This is a genomic window from Micromonospora sp. NPDC053740, assembly GCF_040677775.1.
Lineage (GTDB): Bacteria > Actinomycetota > Actinomycetes > Mycobacteriales > Micromonosporaceae > Micromonospora > Micromonospora alfalfae.
The window spans coordinates 673,198-690,278 of the sequence record NZ_JBFASO010000001.1 but is presented as its reverse complement, the minus strand read 5'-3'; the positions used below and the strand labels follow the sequence as shown (position 1 = coordinate 690,278).

The window sequence follows — 17,081 nt, the reverse complement described above, 5'->3', positions numbered from 1 at the left end:
TCGTCGTACTTCCGGCGCTCACCAGTGCCGTCGGCGGCGGTTGGTCTCGTACGCCCACATCGCCACCTCGACCCGGTTACGCACCCCCAGCTTGGTCATCAGGCTGGTGACGTGCGACTTGACAGTGCTCAACGTGATGTAGAGCTCGTCGGCGATCTCCTGGTTGGTGCGTCCCCGCGCGACGGCGACCAGGACCTGTTCCTCCCGGTCGGTGAGCGCTTCGACGGGCTGCTGGCGCGGCGCGGCCGGATCGGCGTCGGCGAACGCCTTCAGCAGCCGGGTGGTGACGCTCGGCGCGATCAGCGCGTCCCCGTTGGCGGCGGCGTGCACGGCCTGGCTGAGCAGGTCGGGACCGGCCTCCTTGAGCAGGAAGCCGCGGGCGCCGGCTCGCAGCGCCGCGTACACGTACTCGTCGAGGTCGAAGGTCGTGATGACGACCACCGCGAGCGGCTCCGGGACCGTCGGCCCGGCGAGCGCCCTGGTGGCTTCGATGCCGTCCATGCCCGGCATCCGGATGTCGAACAGGCACACGTCGGGTCGGAGCCGCCGGGCGAGCTCGACCGCCTGCCGGCCGTCGCCGGCCCCACCGACGACCTCGATGCCGGGCTGCGTGTTCAGGATGATGGTGAGGCCGGTGCGGACGATCTCCTGGTCGTCCGCCACCAGCACGCGAACCGTCACGCGCCGACCCCCTCCCGCGGAAGCACGGCCGTGACGGTCCACCCGCGGTCGGGGTTGGGGCCGGCCTGGCAGGTGCCGCCGAGCAGGTCCGCGCGCTCCATCATGCCCACCAGGCCGAAACCGGGGAAGCCGGTCGGGCGGGCGGCGCCGGTTTCGCCGTCGTCGCTGACCCGCAGCCGCACGGTCGTGTCGTCGGCCGCGACGCTGACCTCGATGCGGGTGGCGTGGCGAGCGTGACGACGGGCGTTGGTGACCGACTCCTGCGCCAGCCGGTAGAGCGCGGAGCCGACAGTGGGCGGCAGGTCGCCGAGGTCGCCGCGCAGATCCACGTCGACGGCCGGCCCGGTGCGGAACTGGCCGGCGAGCCGCTCGATGTCGGCGACCTGCGGGTTGGGCCCCAGGTCGGCGGGCTGGTCGCGGCGCATTACACGCACCATCGCGCGCATCTCGGCAAGCGCCCGGGACGCCTCGGCCTCGATGGTGTGCAGCGCCTCGACGGCGGCACCCGGCTGGCTCGTCGACGCGGCGATGCCGGCCTGGGCGCGGATCGCCATCGCCGACACGTGATGGGCCACCGTGTCGTGCAGGTCACGGGCGAGCCGTTCCCGCTCCAACAGCTTCACCTGGTCGAGTTCGCGCAGTCGGGCGGCGGCGCGGAAGCGGATCGCGACACCCAGCGTGGCGGCGGCGAACATCACCGCGAAGCCGGCGACCAGTTCGCCACCGTCGATCGAGCCGACCAGGCCGGCGGCGGTCACCTTGGCCACCACGAAGAACGAACCGAGCACGGCGTCCCGGCCGGAACCCCAGCGGAACAGCGCGTAGGCCAGCAGGACCAGGAAGCTCGCCGTGAACAGCTGGCAGGGATCACCGGGCAGCACGTACGGGGCGACAGTCGTGCAGCCGAACGCGATCGCCACCATCGCGAGCGGTTTGGTCCGCCGCCACAGGATCGTGGGCAGCAGTGCGAGCGCGACGACGACGCAGCCCACCCGCCAGGGCAGATCGGGTCGGAAGATTCCTTCCACCACGATCGCCGGCGCGAGGACCGCGATCACCGCCCAGTCGCGCCACACCCGGGTCGGGGTGGGGGAGACCCGCGGCTCGGCAAACACCGCGCGCAGGCGAGGGTGCATGGCATCCATCGTACGAACGGTGGTGCGACTCCAGATCCTCCCAAAGTACGACCGGTGACCACCGGGTGGCCGTGACGGCAGCGGTTGCCAGCGGATCTCCGCGACGTTACGTTGAGATGCCATCGATGAGCTTCTACATCGCAAGGTATCGGGGGCCGCATGTCCACGTCCGTCACTCGTCGCACCGTCCTGGCCGGTGGAGCCGGTGCCGCCATCGGCCTGGCCCTGCCCGGCGTCGCCGCCCACGCCGGTGGAAACCATCCCACCAGCGTGAGCTTCACCCTCGACGCGACAACGCTCGACGGCGGTGAGCAGGTCACCTCGGTCACCCTCGACACCCGCCGGCTCGGGTCGATCGACCCGGCCGGGCTGACCCCCGGCACGTTCACAGTGCACGCCAAGGCCACCAGCCCGATCCCGATCGCTACCGGCGACCAGATCTTCAGCGAGTACGACCTGGACCGCACGGTGACCGCGGCCCGGCTCGACCGGCACGGCAACATCGTGCTGGAGTTGAGCCACGCCGAGGGCCAACCCGGCGGTGGGACCCTCGGCTACATCCTGAGCAGGGGCCGCAACGTCCGGCTGGACCTCGTCTACACCATCACCCAGAACACCCCGATCGTTCGACGTCACGGCTCGCCGGTGACCATCAGCCGCTTCGTGCAGGCAGGGCTGTCGAACCCGGAGGTAGACGCCTTCAGCTACCACGTCTCGGGCTCGGGTATGAAGTACCGGCTGTACTCGCCCGACCACTCGCCCCGGCACGGCCGGCGGCCGCTGATCGTCTGGCTGCACGGTGGCGGCGAGGGCGCCTCGCTGCCGGACGACTACTACGACAACGAGACCACGCTGCGCGCCAACCGGGGAGCGCTCGGCTTCGCCACCCCACAGGCCCAGCGGATCTTCTCCGGCGCGTACGTCGTCGCTCCGCAGAGCACCTCCTACTGGATGGAGGACGGCCCCCGGTTCGCCCCGCTGATCCGCGAGATCATCCGGGACCTCGTACGCCGCGAGCGTGTCGACCCGGACCGGATCTACGTGGTCGGTTGCAGCAACGGCGGCTACATGTCCCTGGAGATGACCTCGACCTACCCCGACCTGTTCGCCGCCTCGGTGCCGATCTGCGGTGTCGTCGAGCCGCTCAGCGGGGAGGGCCCGCCGCTGATCACCGACGCGGAGTTGGCGCAGATTCGGACCCCGACCTGGTTGGTCACCTCGCGCGACGACGACACGGTGCCACCCGAGACCAACACGATCCACGCCCACGACCTCATCCCGGGATCACTGATCAGCCTGTACGACCACGTCGTCTGGGACGGCTACCAGTTCCCCGGTCACTGGTCCTGGATCTACGTGGCCCGCAACGACCCGAGTCTCAACGGCACCCACATCTGGCAGTGGATGGCCCGCCGCCGTCGGTGATCTGCTGGTCGGCGAGGCGGAAGCACGGCTCCGGGCCGGCCGTGGAGGTCGACCCGGAGCCGGTGACTGTCAGCCGACCGGGGTCAGGCGCCAGTTGTTCCTGGTGCTGCCGTTGTCGGCGTACTGGACGGCCTGGGCTCCCCAGGTGCTGGACCCGTTGAGGATGGCGAGCACCTTGCCGCTGTTGACGTTACGGATCCGGTAGGAACCGTCGCTGTTGGCCACCAGGGTCCAGCGATGGTCGGCGGTGCCGTTGTCGCTCCACTGCAGGACGCGGGCGTTGTCGGCGGTCGACATGTTCTCGACGCCGAGGACCTTGCCGCTGTTGACGTTGCGGAACCGGAACGCGCTGCCGTCGGTGATCCGGACCCAGTTGTGGTCGGCGGTGCCGCTGTCACCCCACACCACCGCCAGGCCGCCATCGGCGGTGGACATGTTCTGCACGCCAAGCACCAGGCCGGTGTCGACGTTCACCAGCTTGTAGGTGTCGCCGGGGGTGGTGGCGCTCACGCTGGTCACGAAGGTCATCACGCTTCGGGCGGGCAGCGTGACGGTGAGCGAGCCGTTCGACATGCTGAGCGCGCCCTGGGGTGCGACGGTCCTGCTCCCGTCGGTCAGCCAGTTCGAGACACTGCCGGAGGCTGTGGCGTTGGACAGTGTGAACTGCTGGCTCACCGACGAGGTGTTCTTGTTGATGGCGACGATGACGACTGTGTCGCCACCTCGGTACGCCGAGACGTAGACGTTCGACGCGGGGTTCGCCGTCGCGTCGATGCGTACGTGCCCTGGGCGGACGAACCTGGCGAAGTGCGCCATCATGGCACCGCGCTTGCTGATCTGGCCGTCCTCCCGCATGGGGCCGTAACTGCGCCGGAGATACCACCAGACGTACGCCTGGAACTCCGCGTCCACCATGGCGCGGTGGACGTGTTCCCCCACGTCGAGCGCCTCGGGCCAGGCGTCACCCGAATTGGTGTTGCTGTTGGGGTAGTAGACCTCCGTCATCCAGAGTTCCTTGCCCGCGCCCTTCTGCTTGAAGAGTGGGTAGGGGAAGTTGGCGTACGACGTGCCGTAGAGGTGGGCGCCGATGATGTCCACGTTGGCGAGTGCCGCGGAGTCGTTGAGGATCGGGTCCGACACTGACTTCACGTACTGGAAGGACTCCGGTGCGATGACCCTGGTGCTGATCGAGCCGGCGTTCTCCCGCAGGAACCGGAGCATTTCCGTGGACGTCCACCACGTCCACTCGGCCGCGTAGTCCGGCTCGTTCTGCACCGATATGCCGTACAGGTTCACCCCGTTGTTGCGCATGTGGGCGGTGAAGTCGTTCAGGTGCGTGGCGTAGGCGCCGTACGAGCTGTATCGGAGCCGCCTCGCGTTGGTCTGGTTGCCGCGGGTGAAGGTCTCGATCATGCTGGCCGGCGGGTTCCACGGCGATGCGAAGACGGTGGCTCCGAGGGCGACAGCGCGCTGCGCGGTCGCCAGATCGCGGCTCCAGTCCGCCTGGTTCTCGTTGACGGGGATCCGCAGCAGGGAGAACCCGAGTCGGCCCTCGCCGGTGCCGAACGCCGTGTCCCGTTGGGCAGCGGTCAGGTCGCCGATCCAGGCCGCGTGGGCCATGGCGCCGAAGCCTCGGATCGTCTGCCGCGTTGCCGACGGGTTGATGCTCGCCGGTGCGGCAAGGGCTTCGGTGGCCCCCACGACCGTCGCTACCGCTGCGACCGGTACGGCCCCCATGGTCGTCAAAACGGTTCGCCGGGTCAGCGTTTTCCGTTCGCCGGTCACCTGCTCATTCTGATCTTGCGTCATTGTCGTGTCCTCCTGGGTGGTGGTGGTGCGCGCCTTCTCGGCGCCGTTGGCCCGGTCGGCACCGGTCTGCTGCGCTGTCACGGGGTTGACCGTGATCCCGACGACCACTCCGGCCCCGATTGATCGTCATAACTGTTAACGCTAACAGAATTGTTACGCCTCTGGCATCGGCGGGTGTGGATCACTGCTTGCGGCGTAGTTCCCGCAACACGCCGTGCCGGCGCACCGCCCACGCGAGACGCCGGACGCGCGGGTGCCACACGAACAGCACCGCCGCCCGGCGGATCAGGCCGAGCCGGTTGTCGCTCAGCTGGTTCTCGATCGCCTGCCAGATCAGCTCACGCACCTTGGCGCTGGCCAGCACCGCCCGCACCTCACGCCGCACCACAGGATCCTCCGCCGCGGACGCGATGGCGGCAGCCTGACCCGGCCGGTCCGCCAGCGGCTCCACCGCCGCCGCGACGAGCGGCCTGCGCACCTCGTCCTGCTCCAGCAGCAGCAAGACCGCTTCCCGAATTTCGACAGTGTCCAGGGCGGACCGCAGCAGGCTCAGCAGGCTGCGCTCCACCTCGTGGTCATGGTCCGGGACGGACAGTGTGGCCAGCAGCCCCGCAATCTCCTCGAGATCGACGACGTGTCGCACCCCGGAGCGGAACTCCGGCAACTCCCACGCGACCTGGAGAGCCTTGACGAGATTGCGGTTCATGGACCATCCGCTACCCGCGAGCGACAGCCGACGAAACCCACGACCGGCCAGGACCGAAGCGCCAACCACGATCCGACCGAGAGCGGCCGCCCCAACCCGGACGGCCGCTCCTCACCGGGTCAACACCACGTCAGGGTCGAGTTGACCCTCGTGACGTTGCTGATCGTGTTGTTCGCCCCACCGCAGGGGCTCTGGGTGATGTTGGTGCCGCTGACCGTCAGATTCTGGAACCGGATGCCAGAGGAGATCGGGAACTCGCTCCGGGCCGCGATCCGCACCTCGCCGCCGCCCGTCACCGTCCCGGAGACCCCGGCGATGACGACGTTGTAGCAGTTCTCCACCAGGATCGAGTTGTTGCCCGTGTTCGAGATCGTCACCCGGTCGATCACCGCGCCACCGGACTCGGACACGCAGAAGATCCCCCGGCCACCGCCGGACGCGAGCACGGTGCCGACCCGGATGTTGGTCGGGTACGAGTTGCCCACCCGGCCGTTGCGGTTGGCCATCCGGAACGCCGCGTACCCGGTGCCGGCCCCGGCGCCCTGCGCGTCGACGGTGCCGATCGTGGCGTTGATCGTGTCGTTGAGCAGCAGGCCGGAGTCCCGGGTGTTCCGGGCCGTGACAGTGCCGATCGTCAGACCGTCCACGCCGTACGTCTCCACCCCGTGGGTACCGGTCCCCGACACGTAGACGTTGTCGATGCGGATGTTGCGCACCTTGACCGCCCGATCTCCACCGTGGTTGTCGATGCGCACACCCAGGCCCGCGGAGAGCCGCATGTCGATCTGCCCGAGGGTCAGGTTGTTCACGTTGCGCATGAAGATCCCGTACAGCGGCGATCCGGTCAGCGTGAGGTTCTGCACCTCGACGTCGGTGGTTCCCCGCGAGTACACCGGGGCCTGGTCACCCGAGCCCGACCCGGTCACGTTGATCGTGCCGCACACGGCAAGGGTCGTGTACGACGGCAGCGACAACCGCGAGCCCGCGCTCATCGAGCCGGAGCCGCGAACGACCACCCGCTGCTTCGACGTACGACCCGCCGAGAGCGAGTTGACCGCCGCCTGCATCGCCGACAGCATGTCCGCGCCCGAGTAGACAGTCGACGAGCCGTTGCGGGCCGTCCAGGTGCCTCCGCTCAGTACGGCCTCGGCGTTGCTCGACCCGCTGCCACAGCCGGTGGTCGGTGGCGTGCCGCCGCCAACCGCCACCAGCTGCCACTGCTGGTTCGGGCCGTTGAGGTCGGCGTACTGACTGATCCGGCCCCCGTCCGCGGTGGACCGCTCCCAGACCTCAAGCGCCTTGGCCGAGTGGCGGTTGATCAGCCGGACGTAACCGCTGTCGGAGTCGAGGACCTGGAACTGCTGGTTGGCGCCGTTGGCATCGGAGAACTGGCGGTACTCGGCGCCGTCGGCGGTGTTCCACTCCCAGAGGTCGACGACCTTGCCGCTGTGCCGGGCCTTGAGGCGGTAGTAGCCGCTGCCGGAGGAGACGAACTGGAACTGTTGCCACGCGCCGTCGTTACGGGACCACTGCTGGATCACCGCGCCGTCTGCCGTCGAGGTGTCCCGGACGTCGAGGACCTTGCCGCTGTTCCGGTTGACCAGGACGTAGTAGGCGTTGGTGTCGATGGTCGCCGCCGCTGCCGGCGGCGCGCCGACCAGGGCGGCACCGGCCGCGCCGACCAGCGTGGTGATCATGGCGAGCACCAGGCCCGTACGCCGGCCGCGACGCGTCGACCCACTGCCGGACGGTCTTCTCGTGCTGGTGAAGGGCATCGCTCCTCCTGGCTGGAATGGGCTGCGGGCGTACCTGGACGGGTGTCGACGACAGCGGGCGCCTACTCCAGGTGGAAGGTGGCCGAGGCGCGTTCGGCGCTCGAACTGACCGCCTCGATGTAGAGCAGTCCGTCGCGGTGGCGCACGTGGCGACCCGGGAAGTTCTGCGACTCCAGGGAGATCCCGGCGCTGTCGGCGAGGCCGGCTTGACGACGGAAGCTCGCGTCGCCGCCGAACAGCGCCGAACCGTCGTTCTTCTCCACGTACAGGGCGTAGCCCCGGTGGCGTAGGTAGTAACCGGGGAAGTTGGTCGACTCCAGCGACACCGATCCACCGCCGGCGAGGCCGGTGACGATGCGGAACTGGGAGTCGGCCAGGTTGGCCACGTTCGGCTCGATCCGGGCCCGGTAGTCGTAGTGCCGGATGTAGCTGTTGGCCTGGTCATGTGACCGCAGCCGCACCGGTGTGGCCCCGTCGGGCACCGGGATGCCGAAGTTCGGGGTGCCGTCGGCGTTCCAGTACACTTTCTGTAGTCGGGTGCGTCGGTTCGGGTCGTTGAGCGGATCGCCGGAGATGTCGCGGTAGTTCCGGTCGTGGTAGACGAGGATGTCGCTCTGCCCGTCCTCGGAGACGGTGAACGAGTTGTGGCCGGGGCCGTACTGGCTGGTGGCCGCGTTGCTGGCGAACACCGGGCTGGGGCTCTTGCTCCAGGAGGCGGCGTCGAGCAGGTTCGCGCTGGCCGAGGCGCTCAGCATCCCGAGGCAGTAGTTGGCGTCCGTGGCGCTGGCCGAGTAGGTCAGGAAGATCCGGCCGTTTCGTTGGATCACCGCCGGTCCCTCGGCAACCCGGTAGCCGCGGGTCTCCCAGTCGTACGTCGGCACGACGAGCCGGGTCACGGTGCCGGTGATCTGCCACGGGTTGGCACCCATCCGGGCGAGGTAGACGTTGGAGTTGTTGCCGATCGCCGGCTCCTGCTGTGCCCAGGTCAGATAGCGCACCCCGTTGGCGACGAAGGTCGAGGCGTCCAGGCTGAAGGTGTCCCAGGGTGTCGTGATCCGGCCGCGTTCCGTCCACGAGCCGGCCAGCGGATTCGCGTTGGCGTTCTCCAACACGTACATCCGGATCCGCCACACGTCGTCGGTGCGGCCCGCGGCGAAGTAGACGTACCACCGGTTGTTGATGAAGTGGATCTCCGGGGCCCAGATGTGGGCGCCCATCTCACCGCTGGTGTGGCGGCTCCAGATCGTCGTCTCCGCTGCCGTCGCCAGCCCCTGCAGGGTGGTCGCCCGGCGTAGCACGATCCGGTCGTACTGCGGCACCGTCGCGGTCATGTAGTAGTAGCCGTCGGTGTGCCGGAAGATGTGCGGATCGGCCCGCTGGTTCACCAACGGGTTGGTGTAGTTGACGGCCGGCGCGGCGTGCGCCGGTGCGGCCATGGGCAGGCCGGCCGACACGGCCAGCAGCACCAACACCGCGGCCAGCATCGACCGCAGGCGCCGAGGGACACCGTGGCCGGCAGGCCCCCGGTGGACGGCCCGACGGGTGTTCGGGTCGGTTCGAGGGGATGGCAGCGGCATCTGTCCTCCGCGAGCTTGGGAACGGCCATTGACCAGCACCTTCAGCGCCGCGGCGATGCCGTAGCCGATCCGGTCGACGCCGAGCGGCGACGTCGGGCAGGACCGGGGGAGAGGCGCGAAGGGCTGGGAATGTGACTGTGGCGTTGCCACCAGGTGGCGGAGTTCATGTTGGCGTTAACATCGATACCTGTCAAGGTGCGATGGTTCCTCACCTGGCCGGAACAGCGGCCGTCGCGTACGTGGAGGTAGTGTCCTCGACGTGCTGCGACGGTGGATGCTGGCGATCCTGATGGTGGTGTGCGGCGTGCTGGTGGCGGTGACCCAACTGACCGCCGGTCTGTCCGTCGTCGGCGGCGTCGAGTTGCTGGTCTTCCTGGTGTTGGCGCTGCTGCTGTCACCGTGGGCCTTTCCCCGCCCGGTGAACGCCGCCGAAGCGCAGCGGGCCAGCGCGGTGGACGGCCGGCCGATCGTCTACTGGCGTCCCGGCTGTCACTACTGCCTGCGGCTGCGATTCTCCCTCGGCCGGCTCGCCCGGCGGGCGCACTGGGTGGACATCTGGCGCGACCCGGCCGCTGCCGCAGCCGTCCGGGCGGTGGCCGGCGGCAACGAGACGGTGCCCACCGTCGTGCTCGGCGATCGGGCCGTCGTGAACCCCGACCGGGCCTGGTTCCGCGAGCAGCTCCGCTCGTCCTGACCGGTCGACACCCTCACCTCACGAGGTCACCGGCGAGGTACACGGCCAGCGGACGGCGCAGCACCGTGATGTCGCTCGTCGGATCGCCGTCCACGATCAGCAGGTCGGCGTCGAAGCCGGGGCGGACCCGGCCCTTGCGTCGCCCCAGACCACACACCTCGGCGCCGACCGAGGTGGCCGAGGCGAGGGCGACGGTGGCGGGAATGTCGCAGCCCACGTACTCGACGAGCGTCTCCGGCAGGATCCCGTGCGGCTTCGCGGGGCCGAGGCCCGCATCCGAACCGGCCACCAGGCGGACCCCGGCCCGATGCAGTGTGGCAACGCCGTCGCGCAGCGCGGCCTCACTGAGCCCGGCCCGCGCCGCCATCGCCACCACCTCGGGCGGCGTGACCACGGCCGGGTCGGTGCCGAGCGTGGCGCAGACCGCCACCCCGGACGCAGCCAGTCGGTCCGCGAGCTCAGCGGGGACACGGGCGCCGGCCGCCGTAACGCACGTGCAGTGTTCGATGCCGTCCACGCCGACGCGCAGCGCCTGCTCGACAGCGCTGAGCGCGTGCGCGTGCGCGGTCACCGGCAGGCCCAGATCGTGGGCCTGCGTCAGTGCGGCGGTCAGTTCCTCGTCGGTGAACTGCGGTCTCGTGGTGTCGGTGCCCGGGGTGAACACCCCGCCGCTGGCCATCACCTTCACCAGATCGGCACCGGCCGCCGCCCGCAGACGCACGGCCTCACGAAGCCCGTCGACACCGCTCGCCTCACCCCCCAACGACCAGCAGTGCCCGCCGACGCTGGTGAGCGGTGCGCCCGACCCCACCACCGTCGGAAGGTCGTCCCGCACCCGCCGGTCCCGCCAACGCAGCACCGCGTCACGCCGGTCGCCCAGGTCCCGGACCGTCGTGACGCCGGCCGCCAGGTGCGTACGTAGCGACGCCTCGACGACCGCGTCGAGGTCCGACTCGCGACGATCGGCGAGCCGGCCGAGCGCGTCGGGTCCGGCGTCGGCGCACAGGTGCACGTGCGCGTCGACCAGACCGGGCAGCAGAGTGCCGCTCGGCTCCTCACGTACCGACCAGCCCTCCGGCGCCTCGGCGCCACCCCGGTGCACCCCGGCGATGCGCCCCTCGTCGAGCAGGACCAGCACTCCGCCGTCGACGAGCCGTTCGCCGTCGAACATCCGGGCCACCCGGACAGCATGCTTCGTCATCGTCACCTCACCCCGCCTGGCCACAGCCGCCACCACCGACGCCCTCGTCCCTCGGCGGCCACCGCTCATGGCCTGACCATCGCATCGCCGTAGGCGGCCCGGCCTCCCTCGCCAGAGCGATACGCCATCCCCCAGCCGGGTCGGCACCTGGTGGGTCGGTCGGCACATCACCCGCCGCAGTGGCGTTTTCACCACCATCTGCGGGGGATACGACGCCGCCCGACTTCTCGTGCTGAACGGGCGACGACAGGAGGACGGTCATGGCACTGGCCAACCCGGCACCCGACTACTTCGAGCCCGAGGACGGCATGTTCCTCGCCACCCTGCTGATCGTTCGCGATCTGGCGCGGTCCCGGGAGTACTACGAGCGGGTGTTCGGGGCGACCTGCGTCCACGAGAGCAGCCCGCTGATCATGAAGTTCTTCAACAGTTACATCATCATCAACGTCGAGGGCGGTCCGACGGACGACAAGCCGACGGTGCAGGCCAAGGCGCCGTCCGACTCCAACACCCTGAGCTGCGCGATGAACCTCCGGGTCCGGGACATTCGGAAACTCTACGAGGAGTGGAAGTCCCGGGGCGCGGACTTTCTCACCGAGCCGAAGGACCACGGAACGGAGATCCGCTGCTACCTGCGCGACCCGGACGGCTACCTGGTCGAGGTGGGGCAGGGCCTCTGACCGTCGGGCGGCGGCGGAGTGCCGACAGGGCGAGCCACAGGCTCACCTGGCGTCCTCTCGTCGTACCCGCCTGGCATCATGCTGATCATGGATCATCAAGGGCAGCTCCGCCATGCCGCGGCCGAGGTGGGCATTCCGGACGACGAGATCGGGAAGTTCACCGAACACCTGCGTCTGGCGATCCGGTTGAGCGGGGGTTCCGGCGATGCCCCGGTCGGGCAGTTCGGTGGGTTGCCCCGACTGCCGGTGGGCACCGACTGGCCGACCGCCGGAGCCAATCCGTTGCCCTTCATCTTCTCCGTCGACTGTGCGGCGCTGCCGAGAGTCGACGGCTTCGGCCTGCCGTCAGCTGGCTCGCTGCTCTTCTTCCTGGCCCACCAGGAGGACCACCTGGCCGGCGCCACCGGAGACCGGAGGTACGCGCGGGTCGTGTATATACCGGCCGACACCGATACCGAGGTAGCGGAAGAACCCAACATCCCCACCTTCGTCGGCGAGCGGTACGACGTCTTCGCCACGCTGGTCGCGAGACTGCCCCCTTGGATGGCGACGCAGGACGACGACGAGGACGAGGACGAGGACGAGGACGACCTGTCGCCGTTTCAGCAGCAGTTGACCCGCGACCTGGAGCGCGATCTGCCGCATCTGGAGGAGCTTCGTGCGCTGGCCGACGACCTGTGGCCGCCCGATGAAGGGCTTGCCAGCGCCGATATCGGCGGGTATCTCGACGACGAGGTGATCAGGAGTATCGCGGAGCAGACCCTGGCCGGTCGGGAGAAGGCCGGCGAGATCGTCGTCCCGGTGGCGCAGTGGTACACCCAACTGGAGAAGGAGCAGCATCGGCTGACGAGCGAGTGGGTGTCGCTCGCCCGTTTTTCCCTCGCCGAGGAGTTCTACTACGGCAGCTTCGTCATCCGCCACGACGACCTCGCCGCCGGTCGGCTGGGCGAGGCGCTCTCCGTGACCGAGTTCAGTGAGTAGAACGGCCGCGGCGGCGCACCCGCGTTGCCTGAGGTCATCGTCCGTCGATCAAGCGGCGGGCTACCCTGACCTGCGGTGCCTCGATACCGCGTGACCAGAGGAGTCGATGCTGACATGACGGCAGGACGACCGTTGCCGACCCAGGACGAGGTGCTCGGGTACTTCGACACGCTGTCGAACTGGGGACGGTGGGGCGACGACGACGAACTCGGCACGCTGAACCACATCACCGACGACGTCCGGCTGGCGGCGGCGCGGGCCGTACGGCACGGCAGGAGCGTGTCCTGCGCGTGGGAGGTCTCCGCACCGGGAGACATGGAGCGGTCGACGACGACGTGCCCGTGCACCGCCGACATGCCGGGTGCCGAGAACATGCCGCCCGCCTTCCACGCCGACCGGCGCTGGGGCTTCTCGTCCGAGCGGCTCGGCATCTCGTTCCACGGCAACACCCTCACCCACCTCGACTCGCCGTGCCACATCTTCTGGGACGGCGCCATGTACAACGGACGGTCGCACTCGTTTGTCGACGCCGAGACGGGCTCGGCGTGGGCGGCCGTCACAGCGGCCGCGAACGGGATCGTCACGCGTGGTGTCCTGCTGGACGTCGCGGCGGCCCGCGGTGTGCAGTGGCTGGAGCCGGGGGAGGGCGTCCATCCTGACGATCTCGTGGAGGCCGAGCGTCGCCAGGGGGTGCAGGTGCGACCCGGCGACGCGGTACTCCTGCGGACCGGTTACGGGCGCTTCCGGCACGAGAACGGCGCGGCCAGCGGGTTCACGCAGGCCGGCTGGCACGCGTCCTGCCTGCCGTGGCTGCATGAGCGGGGGGTGGCGCTGATCGGCGCCGACACCCCGCAGGACGTTCAGCCGTCGGGGTACGACGACGTGTTGATGCCGGTCCACGCCGTGAGCCTCGTCGCGATGGGCCTGTGGATGCTCGACAACTGCGACCTGGAGGCGTGCGCGACGACGGCTACCGAGCTCGGCCAGTGGGATTTTCAGCTGGCGGTCGCACCGGTCCGCTTCGCCGGCACGTCCGGCAGCCCGGTCAACCCGATCGCCACGTTCTGACCACGCGCGCGGCGTCTGCCGCCGCATCTGTGGCCGGCCACAGAACAGCAATGGCGGCCATCGCGCCCGCGTAGGGCCCTCGGTCCGGAGCCCGTACTGCATAATGCCGTTACACATAGAAGTATGTGGATTCTTGGCAGGGCTGTGGCCGCGCTGTGGGGCGGTCGGAGCGACCGGGCCGGGCCGGTAGCCGCGGGGCGGTGCCGGATCAGGTTTTGAGAGGGCTACCACCATGACCATGCCACGCCGGGAACACGTACCCGTCCGGGTTCGGCCGGTCCTCGCCGCCGCCGCTTCCGTCCTCGTCGTGGGGGTGCTCGCCGCAGCCGGTCCAGCCAACGCCGCCGATCCGCCGCACCGTGCGGCCAACCCCTATGTCGGAGCCCAGGTCTACGTCAATCCCGAGTGGGTCGACCACGCCACCGCGGAGCCCGGCGGCGACGCTGTCGCCGGACAGCCGACAGCGGTCTGGCTGGACCGCATCGCCAGGATCGAGGGAGACGACGGGAGGATGGGCCTGCGCGAGCACCTGGACGCCGCCGTGGCACAGCACGCCGACCTCGTCCAGCTGACCCTGTACAACCTGCCGGGCCGCGACTGCGGCCGGCAGGCCCCGCAGGGTGAGCTGTCAATCGGCGACCTCGCCCGGTACCGGGCGGAGTTCGTCGACCCGATCGTCGAGATCCTCGCTACGCCCGAGTACGCCGATCTGCGGATCGTCGTCTTCGTCGAGCCGAACTCGCTGCCGGACCTCGTCGTCAACACCGGCAACCGGTACGCGGCCACAGCCGCCTGTGAGGAGGCGCTGGCGCGCGGCACCTACCAGCACGGGATCGGTTACGCAGTGGCCCGGCTCGGCACCGTACCCAATGTCTACTCGTATCTCGACATCAGTCACCACGCCGAAGTCGGCTGGCCGGAGGACTCCGGTCCGCTGACGGCGCTGCTGTCGCAGGCCGCGACCACCGCCGGCAGCACGCTGGCAGACGTTCATGGTTTCGTCGCCAACACCGCCAACTACTCCGTCCTGCACGAGGAGTACTTCCGCTCCGACGATGTCATCAACGGCCAACCGGTGTACCTGTCCAAGTGGGTCGACTGGAATCCGTTCATCGACGAGGTGCCCTACGTGCGACACCTGCGGGGTCTGTTGACGGAGGCGGGCTTCTCCCCGAACGCGGGCGTGGTCGTCGACACCTCACGCAACGGTTGGGGCGGCCCGAGCCGACCCACCGGCCCGGCGCCCTCGGGCGACGTGAACCGTTACGTCGACGGCAGCCGGATCGACCGGCGGGCAGCGATCGGGAACTGGTGCAACCAGAGGGGCGCCGGCCTCGGCCAGCGCCCAGTCGCCGAGCCGGAACCAGGCATCGACGCCTACGTCTGGGTCAAGCCGCCCGGCGAGTCCGATGGCGCCAGCGGCAGCCCGACCGTCGGCCAACCGTACGAGCCGTTGTGCGACCCGAACTACCTGCCGCCTCGCGGATCCGCGTACGACACCGGGGCGATGCCCGGCGCCCCGCCGCTCGGAGAGTGGTTCCCGGCGCATTTCCGTCAACTGCTGGCCAACGCCTGGCCGGCCCTGTGATCGTCGTTTCACACCGACACGGCGACGCCGACCCGGCTACGCGCTGCTCAGCTCAGCTCCAGGACGGGCCGGGTCAGGATCTCTTCGGCGTACCCGTCGTTGGGGCAGTCATCACCCCAGCGGAACAGAGTCGCCGCCCCCGCTCCACACGCCTACTCCCACGCGCCGGCCGTAGTCGGTGGCCACGGCGATGACGAGCGGGCCCCACCCGAGCATTGGCGCGTAGTAGCGGAGCACCTCCCAGTCGGGAGCCGTGAGCACCGGTTCGTCGTCGCCGATGCCCACCCAGCCGCTCTGCACAAAGTGGAACCTGTGGTTCAGGAGGAAGTAGACGCAGATGGCGACGAGCGACCAGCCGCCGATCAGCGCGACGCGCACGACCGGACGCGCGGGTATGCGGCGGCCCCCGATGCGGGGCACCCAGTGCGGAAATCGCTGTCCCCACCCGTGCACCAGCCCGAGTGTCAACAGGGCCAGGCCCATCGACAGCGCGGACAGGAAGATCATGTACCACTGGGTGACGGCATCGTCGGTGAACACCAACGACAGTCGCCAGGCCGCGGACGGCAGGACGCAGAGCGGGACGGCGTAGGCGGCCCACACCGCCCAGGGCGGCGGGGCGGTGGTCGAGACGCGGGCAGAGTCAGTGTGGTTCATGGACGCTCCGATCCTGGAAGGCGGTCGTGGCGGAGTCCGCCGAGGTGGCGAGGGCGTAGCCGGTGGTGGTGACGGCCAACGACACTCCCCAGCCGAGGAAGACCAGCAGCGTGGCGGTGACGGCCCATCCGTCCCACACGTCGGACCAGCGCGCGTCACCGGTGAACACTTGGCCGACGAGCACCGCGATGCTCAGCACGCCGTAGGTGACCAGCGTGAGCGCCACCACGCCGGCTGGGATCACCGCCAGCCGTCGGGGGACCTGTCGACCGTGTAGCCCCGGCACCCAGCGCGGAAACTGCTGCCCCCACCGCTGTACCAGCCCGAGAACGAGCAGGCCGGCGAGCGGCGGGACGAGCGTTATCGCCACCCCGGTCGACGTGGAGAGATTTCGTTCGATGTCGTTCAGTTCCCGCTCGGAGATGCCGATCGGAACGCCGAGCACCCACAGCCCGTGCGGCACGGCCCAACCGACCACGGGCAGCGCGACGGCGACGTACGCCCAGCGGCGCGTCCATCGCGGCACCGGTCGGTAGCCGACGGCGGCCGGTCCGCGGCGGGGCCCGGATGCGCTCGCGAGCCCGGCGAACAGGACGCCACCGACCACCAGCACGAGCCGGGCCCCGAGGTCACGCCAGTCCGAGGGCCGCCCCGCCAGCGCTGCCGGGATCTCGAAGACCAGGTGCAGCGGGAACGCGACCACAAGGAGCAGCGCGGCCGCCGCCCAGCTACCGGCGGTCGCCCAGGTGCCGGGAAACCGGACAGTGCACCCGAGCACCACCGCGAGGGCGACACCGACTCCCACAGCGCCCCACCCCGACCAGAACGGCAACGCCACGACCTGGTCCGCACCGCACCCGCCCGCCGGATCAACCAGATCGGTGCGGTCGCAGGCGGTGTACCCCCACCGGCCACCCGCGATCCAGTAGAGCCGCTGAGCCACCGCAGTGACGACGAAGATGGCACAGGCCAGCGCCAACTGTCCTGCGCGGGTCGGTATCTCCATGACAGCCATGGACCTACGATCGCCGGCTGCGGATCGGTTCTCCTCCCCGACAAAAGGGGAGGCGCTCCCTCCGCCGGGGGACAGGCTGACCGGGGTA

At 69.7% G+C, this 17,081-nt stretch carries 15 protein-coding genes; 6 read left to right on the top strand and 9 right to left on the bottom strand.

Going from position 1 to position 17,081, the window contains the following annotated elements; genetic code table 11:
* Positions 1-18: 18 nt before the first annotated feature.
* Both AB0K35_RS03035 and AB0K35_RS03030 read right to left on the bottom strand, forming a co-directional pair.
* Positions 19-681 carry a response regulator transcription factor gene (locus tag AB0K35_RS03035; RefSeq protein WP_363883358.1) on the bottom strand — a complete coding sequence of 221 codons (663 nt, stop codon included), beginning with the start codon at positions 679-681 and terminating at the stop codon, positions 19-21.
* Positions 678-1,817, bottom strand: a complete 1,140-nt coding sequence (locus tag AB0K35_RS03030) for a sensor histidine kinase (protein WP_363883356.1) — start codon at positions 1,815-1,817, stop codon at positions 678-680. The genes AB0K35_RS03035 and AB0K35_RS03030 overlap by 4 nt, the downstream gene beginning before the upstream one ends.
* A 159-nt stretch (positions 1,818-1,976) precedes the next feature.
* On the opposite strand from AB0K35_RS03030, the gene AB0K35_RS03025 reads away from it, so the two are divergent.
* Complete coding sequence (locus tag AB0K35_RS03025) at positions 1,977-3,242, top strand: PHB depolymerase family esterase (protein ID WP_363883354.1); 1,266 nt, start codon at positions 1,977-1,979, stop codon at positions 3,240-3,242.
* Positions 3,243-3,311: 69 nt separating this feature from the next.
* Here AB0K35_RS03025 and AB0K35_RS03020 read toward each other — a convergent pair whose 3' ends face one another.
* From AB0K35_RS03020 to AB0K35_RS03005, 4 genes are all read right to left on the bottom strand, one after another.
* The gene (locus tag AB0K35_RS03020; RefSeq protein ID WP_363883352.1) at positions 3,312-5,132 is read right to left on the bottom strand and encodes an RICIN domain-containing protein; all 1,821 of its coding nucleotides are present in this window, start codon (positions 5,130-5,132) and stop codon (positions 3,312-3,314) included.
* A gap of 100 nt (positions 5,133-5,232) precedes the next feature.
* Positions 5,233-5,757, bottom strand: a complete 525-nt coding sequence (locus AB0K35_RS03015) for a hypothetical protein (protein WP_357360364.1) — start codon at positions 5,755-5,757, stop codon at positions 5,233-5,235.
* Positions 5,758-5,876: 119 nt separating this feature from the next.
* A complete protein-coding gene (locus AB0K35_RS03010) occupies positions 5,877-7,454 on the bottom strand; it encodes an RICIN domain-containing protein (RefSeq protein WP_363883763.1) in 1,578 nt (525 codons plus the stop codon).
* A gap of 140 nt (positions 7,455-7,594) precedes the next feature.
* Complete coding sequence (locus tag AB0K35_RS03005) at positions 7,595-9,016, bottom strand: family 43 glycosylhydrolase (protein WP_363883350.1); 1,422 nt, start codon at positions 9,014-9,016, stop codon at positions 7,595-7,597.
* A gap of 352 nt (positions 9,017-9,368) precedes the next feature.
* Here AB0K35_RS03005 and AB0K35_RS03000 point away from each other — a divergent pair, with 352 nt between their 5' ends.
* Positions 9,369-9,803, top strand: a complete 435-nt coding sequence (locus AB0K35_RS03000) for a glutaredoxin domain-containing protein (protein WP_363883348.1) — start codon at positions 9,369-9,371, stop codon at positions 9,801-9,803.
* Positions 9,804-9,816: 13 nt separating this feature from the next.
* Here AB0K35_RS03000 and AB0K35_RS02995 read toward each other — a convergent pair whose 3' ends face one another.
* Positions 9,817-11,004 carry an amidohydrolase family protein gene (locus AB0K35_RS02995; RefSeq protein WP_238667887.1) on the bottom strand — a complete coding sequence of 396 codons (1,188 nt, stop codon included), beginning with the start codon at positions 11,002-11,004 and terminating at the stop codon, positions 9,817-9,819.
* Positions 11,005-11,264: 260 nt separating this feature from the next.
* Here AB0K35_RS02995 and AB0K35_RS02990 point away from each other — a divergent pair, with 260 nt between their 5' ends.
* The 4 genes from AB0K35_RS02990 to AB0K35_RS02975 all read left to right on the top strand — a co-directional run bounded on the left by AB0K35_RS02990 (position 11,265) and on the right by AB0K35_RS02975 (position 15,321).
* Positions 11,265-11,684 (top strand): VOC family protein, encoded by a 420-nt coding sequence (locus AB0K35_RS02990; RefSeq protein WP_238667886.1) that lies wholly within the window; start codon positions 11,265-11,267, stop codon positions 11,682-11,684.
* 87 nt (positions 11,685-11,771) lie between these two features.
* Positions 11,772-12,665 (top strand): DUF1963 domain-containing protein, encoded by an 894-nt coding sequence (locus AB0K35_RS02985; protein WP_363883346.1) that lies wholly within the window; start codon positions 11,772-11,774, stop codon positions 12,663-12,665.
* Between the two features lie 114 nt (positions 12,666-12,779).
* Positions 12,780-13,733: a cyclase family protein gene (locus AB0K35_RS02980; RefSeq protein ID WP_238667884.1), complete on the top strand. Its 954-nt coding sequence runs from the start codon at positions 12,780-12,782 to the stop codon at positions 13,731-13,733.
* Between the two features lie 232 nt (positions 13,734-13,965).
* A complete protein-coding gene (locus AB0K35_RS02975; RefSeq protein ID WP_363883344.1) occupies positions 13,966-15,321 on the top strand; it encodes a glycoside hydrolase family 6 protein in 1,356 nt (451 codons plus the stop codon).
* A gap of 111 nt (positions 15,322-15,432) precedes the next feature.
* Here the strand turns inward: AB0K35_RS02975 and AB0K35_RS02970 are convergent, their stop codons facing one another.
* Together AB0K35_RS02970 and AB0K35_RS02965 are read right to left on the bottom strand one after the other, a co-directional pair.
* The gene (locus tag AB0K35_RS02970; protein WP_363883342.1) at positions 15,433-15,978 is read right to left on the bottom strand and encodes a hypothetical protein; all 546 of its coding nucleotides are present in this window, start codon (positions 15,976-15,978) and stop codon (positions 15,433-15,435) included.
* Positions 15,965-16,993 carry a hypothetical protein gene (locus tag AB0K35_RS02965; RefSeq protein WP_363883340.1) on the bottom strand — a complete coding sequence of 343 codons (1,029 nt, stop codon included), beginning with the start codon at positions 16,991-16,993 and terminating at the stop codon, positions 15,965-15,967. The genes AB0K35_RS02970 and AB0K35_RS02965 overlap by 14 nt, the downstream gene beginning before the upstream one ends.
* Positions 16,994-17,081 lie beyond the last annotated feature (88 nt).

What these genes read in the sequence shown, in the direction of transcription:
- AB0K35_RS02995 (WP_238667887.1), bottom strand. Translation starts at nt 11,004, where the DNA reads ATGACGAAGCATGCTGTCCGGGTGGCCCGGATGTTCGACGGCGAACGG.
- AB0K35_RS03015 (WP_357360364.1), bottom strand. Translation starts at nt 5,757, where the DNA reads ATGAACCGCAATCTCGTCAAGGCTCTCCAGGTCGCGTGGGAGTTGCCG.
- AB0K35_RS02970 (WP_363883342.1), bottom strand. Translation starts at nt 15,978, where the DNA reads ATGAACCACACTGACTCTGCCCGCGTCTCGACCACCGCCCCGCCGCCC.
- AB0K35_RS02980 (WP_238667884.1), top strand. Translation starts at nt 12,780, where the DNA reads ATGACGGCAGGACGACCGTTGCCGACCCAGGACGAGGTGCTCGGGTAC.
- AB0K35_RS02985 (WP_363883346.1), top strand. Translation starts at nt 11,772, where the DNA reads ATGGATCATCAAGGGCAGCTCCGCCATGCCGCGGCCGAGGTGGGCATT.
- AB0K35_RS02965 (WP_363883340.1), bottom strand. Translation starts at nt 16,993, where the DNA reads ATGGCTGTCATGGAGATACCGACCCGCGCAGGACAGTTGGCGCTGGCC.
- AB0K35_RS03010 (WP_363883763.1), bottom strand. Translation starts at nt 7,454, where the DNA reads ATGATCACCACGCTGGTCGGCGCGGCCGGTGCCGCCCTGGTCGGCGCG.
- AB0K35_RS03025 (WP_363883354.1), top strand. Translation starts at nt 1,977, where the DNA reads ATGTCCACGTCCGTCACTCGTCGCACCGTCCTGGCCGGTGGAGCCGGT.
- AB0K35_RS02990 (WP_238667886.1), top strand. Translation starts at nt 11,265, where the DNA reads ATGGCACTGGCCAACCCGGCACCCGACTACTTCGAGCCCGAGGACGGC.
- AB0K35_RS02975 (WP_363883344.1), top strand. Translation starts at nt 13,966, where the DNA reads ATGACCATGCCACGCCGGGAACACGTACCCGTCCGGGTTCGGCCGGTC.
- AB0K35_RS03030 (WP_363883356.1), bottom strand. Translation starts at nt 1,817, where the DNA reads ATGCACCCTCGCCTGCGCGCGGTGTTTGCCGAGCCGCGGGTCTCCCCC.
- AB0K35_RS03005 (WP_363883350.1), bottom strand. Translation starts at nt 9,016, where the DNA reads ATGCTGGCCGCGGTGTTGGTGCTGCTGGCCGTGTCGGCCGGCCTGCCC.